The sequence below is a fragment of the Streptomyces sp. SID11385 genome, assembly GCF_010548245.1.
Classification (GTDB): Bacteria; Actinomycetota; Actinomycetes; order Streptomycetales; family Streptomycetaceae; genus Streptomyces.
Genome location: NZ_JAAGLR010000286.1, coordinates 1 through 4,383 on the forward strand (window position 1 = coordinate 1; position 4,383 = coordinate 4,383).

Genomic DNA, 4,383 nt, shown 5'->3' on the forward strand with positions numbered 1-4,383 from the left:
CGGGCGGCCCGGCGGGCCCGGTCCGGCGCCGCTCGCGGGGGCCTCGCTCACGGGGCGCGAGGGCGAGGTGCTGCGGCTCATGGCGCGCGGCCTGTCGAACGCGGAGATCGCGGCGCGGCTCGTCGTGGGCGCGGAGACGGTGAAGACGCACGTCAGCGCGGTGCTCGCGAAGCTCGGGGCGCGGGACCGCACACAGGCGGTCGTTCTCGCGTACGACTCGGGGTTCGTGGCGCCGGGGAGCGCGGAGGAGGTCTGAGGGCGCGGGCCGAAGGAGCGGCTGAGCGGCGGCGGATGGATGGGGTGGACAGGCGGTTTCGGACAAGAACCCCCGCATTGGTCCGTACCATCCTCACCCTGGTACGGACCTTCCCCTCCCCCAGGTCACAAGGCCCGTACGGTCCTGACTCCCCCGCCCCCGAGCGGGGCGCCGCCTTGTACGATCCGGCCACACAGGGTGCGAGCTGGAAGGACGGGACGTGGGGCGGCTGACCGGTGGCGATCCCTCTCTGCTGCGGCGGATCAACTCCGCCGTGGTCCTCGACACGCTGCGCGGCGGGCAGCCCCGCACGCTCACCGAGATCGCGCGCCTGACCGGCCTGTCCCGGCCCACCGTCGAGGGCTCGGTGGACGACCTCACCGCGGCCGGGCTCGTGGTCGAGACGGCGGCCGACGCGGGCGCGCGCAAGCAGGGCCGTCCCGCCCGCCTGTACCGCTTCCGGGCCGAGGCCGGGCACCTCCTCGGTCTGGAGATCGGCCCGCACCGCGTCGCCGCGACCGTCTCCGACCTGGAGGGCCGCGAACTGGGCACGGCGGCGCGCGAGGTCGAGGAGTCGGCGGGCGCCGACGACCGGATCGAACGCCTGCGCGCCACGGTCGGCGAGTTGCTGCGGCGGACCGGTGTCGCGCGCGACTCGCTGCGCGCCGTGGGCGTCGGCAGCCCGGGGATCGTCGAGGCGGACGGCACGATCCGCCTGGGGACCGCGCTGCCGCAGTGGACGGGGCTCAGGCTCGGGGAGCGGCTGCGGCGGTCGTTCCGCTGTCCCGTCCTCGTGGAGAACGACGCGAACGCCGCAGCGCTCGCGGAGCACTGGCAGGGTGTCGCGCGCGGCAGCGAGGACATCGTCGTGGTCCTCGCGGGGCTGAGCCCGGGGGCGGGCTCGCTCATCGGGGGGCGGCTGCACCGGGGCTTCGGCGGGGCCGCCGGGGAGATCGGCGCGCTGCACCTGCTCGGTCAGGAGGAGACCCCGGAGACGCTGCTCTCCACGACGGGGCGCCCGCTCCACCCGCTCGACGAGCGCGCGGTGACCGAGGTGTTCGCGCTCGCCCGCGAGGGCGACGACGAGGCGCGCGCGGCAGTGGACCGGTTCCTCGCGCGGCTCGTGCACGACGTCGCGGCGCTCGTCCTCGCGCTCGATCCCGAACTCGTCGTGATCGGCGGCTGGGCGGCGGGGCTGGACGGCGTACTGGAGCCGCTGCGGCAGCAGTTGGAGAAGTACTGTCTGCGCACGCCGCGCGTCGAGCTGTCCGGGCTCGGCGAGGCCGCGATCACGACGGGGGCGCTGCGACTCGCACTCGACCACGTCGAGAAGGAACTCTTCGCCGTGGAGAGCACGGTGTCGGCACGGGGGTGAGCGGCCCAAGGGCGCGGAGGTACGGGGACGGGGCCGCGCCCGGTGTGCGCGGCCCCGTGGTCGCCGTTCAGGAGGCGCGGCGCTCGGTGGCGATCTCGACGCCCGCTCCGTCGCTGCCGAAGGTGAGGCGGCAGGTGTCCGCGCGGTAGGTCGCGACGGAGACGGCGGCGGTGGTGCCCTCGGCGAAGAAGCGGGTCGTGACGAGGAGGACCGGGGAGCCGGGGAGGCGGTCGAGGCGACGCGCGTCCTCCGCCCCGGCGGAGCCGAGTTCCACGGCGCGGTCCTCGCCCTCGGGCTCCAGGTGGCCCAGTTCGCGCAGGACGGCGCGGGCCCGCGCGGCGCCGCCGGGGGCGTCGATGGCGCTGAGCCCGGACACGGAGGCGGCGGGGACGTAGAGGAGTTCGGTCGCGACGGGCAGGGCCTCGTCGAGACGGACACGGGTGAGGACGTGGACGGGCTCCTCGCCGGTGCCGAGGAGTTCGGCGACGGGGGCGGGCGGCACGGCGCGGTGCGCGTCGCGGGCCTGCCAGGGGTCGCACGCGGCACCCGGCCAGTTCTCGCGGCTGCTGCCGACCTCGACGCCGACGCGCGGCGGGGCGACCGTGGTGCCGACGCCGCGCCGGCGCTGGAGGCGGCCCTCCAGCTCCAGCTGTTCGAGCGCCTGGCGGAGCGTGGCGCGGGCCACACCGAAACGGGCGGCGAGTTCACGCTCGTTGGGCAGCACCTCGCCGACCGTGAACTCGTGGTCGAGCGCTTCCCCGATGACCGTCTTGAGATGCCGGTACTTGGGCTCCGGCACCGTGTGCAGCCTGGTCCCCACCCTGTCCTCCGCCTTCGCCGTGTGCCTCGTGCCGTGTGCCGTACCGAAACCGCGTCCCGCGCGGCCCGCTCGCTTCGCGCGCCGCGCGGGCCGGGAGCTTTACGCGGACTTCTTTATTAAAGGTTGTTGCACTATCCGACTCTGGCGAGAGTAGGCCCGCCCCCACCCTTGGTCAAGACCAATCATCGATGGCTCTCCCATGGAGCGGTCAGATCCCGGCAAAGGGTTCATCAGGTGTTCGCGAATCGCTCGTCCCGGGGGTTTGCACGCCTCAGCAGAGCGGGAGTTCGCCCGTCTGAGAGGCTTCGGCGCGGGAGGTGGCGCGATGACGGAACCGGTCCTCGTGACGGTGCGGGGCAACAGCGCGAGCGGGAAGAGCACCCTCGCCGCGGGCCTGCGGGAGCGGTACGGGAGGGGACTCGCCCTCGTGGCGCAGGACGTGCTGCGGCGCGAGGTGCTGCGGGAGCGGGACGTGCCCGGCGGGGCGAACATCGGGCTCATCGCGCTCACCGCGCGGCACGCGCTCGCGCACGGCTTCCACGTCGTGGTCGAGGGCATCATGCCGAGCGCGCGCTACGGCGCGATGCTGACCGCTCTCCTCGCGGACCACCGGGGCCCGAAGGCGAGTTACTACCTGGACGTGCCCTTCGACGAGACGCTGCGCCGCCACGCGGGCAAGGCGATCGCGGGCGTCGTCACGGAGGCGGACCTGCGGAGCTGGTACCTGCCGCGCGACCTGCTCCCCGGCGGCGTCGAGACGGTGCTCCCGGCCGCGTACGGGGCGACGGAGGCGGCGGACCTGGTGTTCCGCGAAGCGGGCCTCGCGGCGGCGCGGGACGCGGCGGGAGGCTGACGGACCCGCGTCGCCCCCGCCCGTGCCGCGGCCCTGCGCCCGGGGCCCCCGGGCCCGGCGCCCGTGCCGTTCCCGTGCTGGCTTTTCGGCGCGGGATACGGGATTTTCCTTCCCCGGGCTTTTTTCGTTGTCCCGGGGTCCGGCCTTCCGTCTCCCAACCGGGGCGGCACGGTCGGAGTGCCGCACGGGTACAGCGCGCGAAGGAGCAGCCAGATGCGGGAGACCGGTCACAGCGGGCCCGGGGCCGGGACGGTACGTGCCGCCAGGGCCGGGGACCCGGCGGCACTCGACCGGTTGCTCGCCGAGAGCCTTCCCCTCGTCTACAACGTCGTGGGCCGCGCCCTCAACGGGCACAGCGACGTCGACGACGTGGTGCAGGAGACGCTCCTGCGCGTCGTGCGCGCACTGCCCCAGCTCCGGGACGAACACGCCTACCGCTCCTGGCTCATGGCGATCGCGGTACGGCGCATACGCGACCGCGAGCGGGCCCTGCGCGCGGCCGGGCAGCACCTCGCCGACTGGGAGAGCGCCGCCGAAGTCCCCGACCCCGCCGCCGACTTCGTCGGTCTGACCGTGCTGCGGCTCGGACTCACCGACCAGCGCAGGGAGATCGCCGAGGCGACCCGCTGGCTCGACCACGACGACCGCGCGCTGCTCGCACTCTGGTGGCTGGAGGAGACCGGCGAGCTGGAGCGCGCCGAACTCGCCGAGGCGCTCGGCGTCTCACGGCGCCACGCGGCGGTGCGGGTGCAGCGCATGAAGGAGCAGATGGAGACGGCCCGTACCGTCGTGCACGCGCTCGCGCTGCGCGGCGAGTGCGCGGAACTCGGCGCGGTGCTCGGCGGCTGGGACGGGACGCCCTCGCCGCTGTGGCGCAAGCGGATCGCGCGCCACGTGCGCGGCTGCGCGCGCTGCGGCGACGGGCGCCGGCTCCTGCCGATGGACCGGCTCCTGGCAGGGCTGCCCCTGCTCCCGCTGCCCGCCGCGCACGCCCCGCACCTGCTCGGGTACGGGGCGGGGCACACCACCGCCGCTCCCCCGCACACCCCCGCCGCCTCCGCGGCAGGCCCGCGCACCGC

The 4,383-nt window shown here is 75.2% G+C and carries 5 protein-coding genes; 4 read left to right on the top strand and 1 reads right to left on the bottom strand.

What is annotated here, in order from left to right; genetic code table 11:
• Together G3I42_RS08830 and G3I42_RS08835 are read left to right on the top strand one after the other, a co-directional pair.
• A partial coding sequence (locus G3I42_RS08830; protein WP_164284035.1) for a helix-turn-helix transcriptional regulator occupies nt 1-256 on the top strand: 256 nt, incomplete at its 5' end.
• A gap of 220 nt (nt 257-476) precedes the next feature.
• Nucleotides 477-1,631 (top strand): ROK family transcriptional regulator, encoded by a 1,155-nt coding sequence (locus tag G3I42_RS08835; protein WP_164284037.1) that lies wholly within the window; start codon nt 477-479, stop codon nt 1,629-1,631.
• A gap of 67 nt (nt 1,632-1,698) precedes the next feature.
• On the opposite strand, the gene G3I42_RS08840 is transcribed toward G3I42_RS08835, so the two are convergent.
• Complete coding sequence (locus G3I42_RS08840) at nt 1,699-2,451, bottom strand: GntR family transcriptional regulator (protein WP_164284039.1); 753 nt, start codon at nt 2,449-2,451, stop codon at nt 1,699-1,701.
• 325 nt (nt 2,452-2,776) lie between these two features.
• On the opposite strand from G3I42_RS08840, the gene G3I42_RS08845 reads away from it, so the two are divergent.
• Nucleotides 2,777-3,304 (top strand): AAA family ATPase, encoded by a 528-nt coding sequence (locus tag G3I42_RS08845; RefSeq protein WP_164284041.1) that lies wholly within the window; start codon nt 2,777-2,779, stop codon nt 3,302-3,304.
• Nucleotides 3,305-3,517: 213 nt separating this feature from the next.
• Nucleotides 3,518-4,383 (top strand): sigma-70 family RNA polymerase sigma factor (locus tag G3I42_RS08850; protein WP_164284043.1); only part of this gene is annotated, 866 nt, incomplete at its 3' end.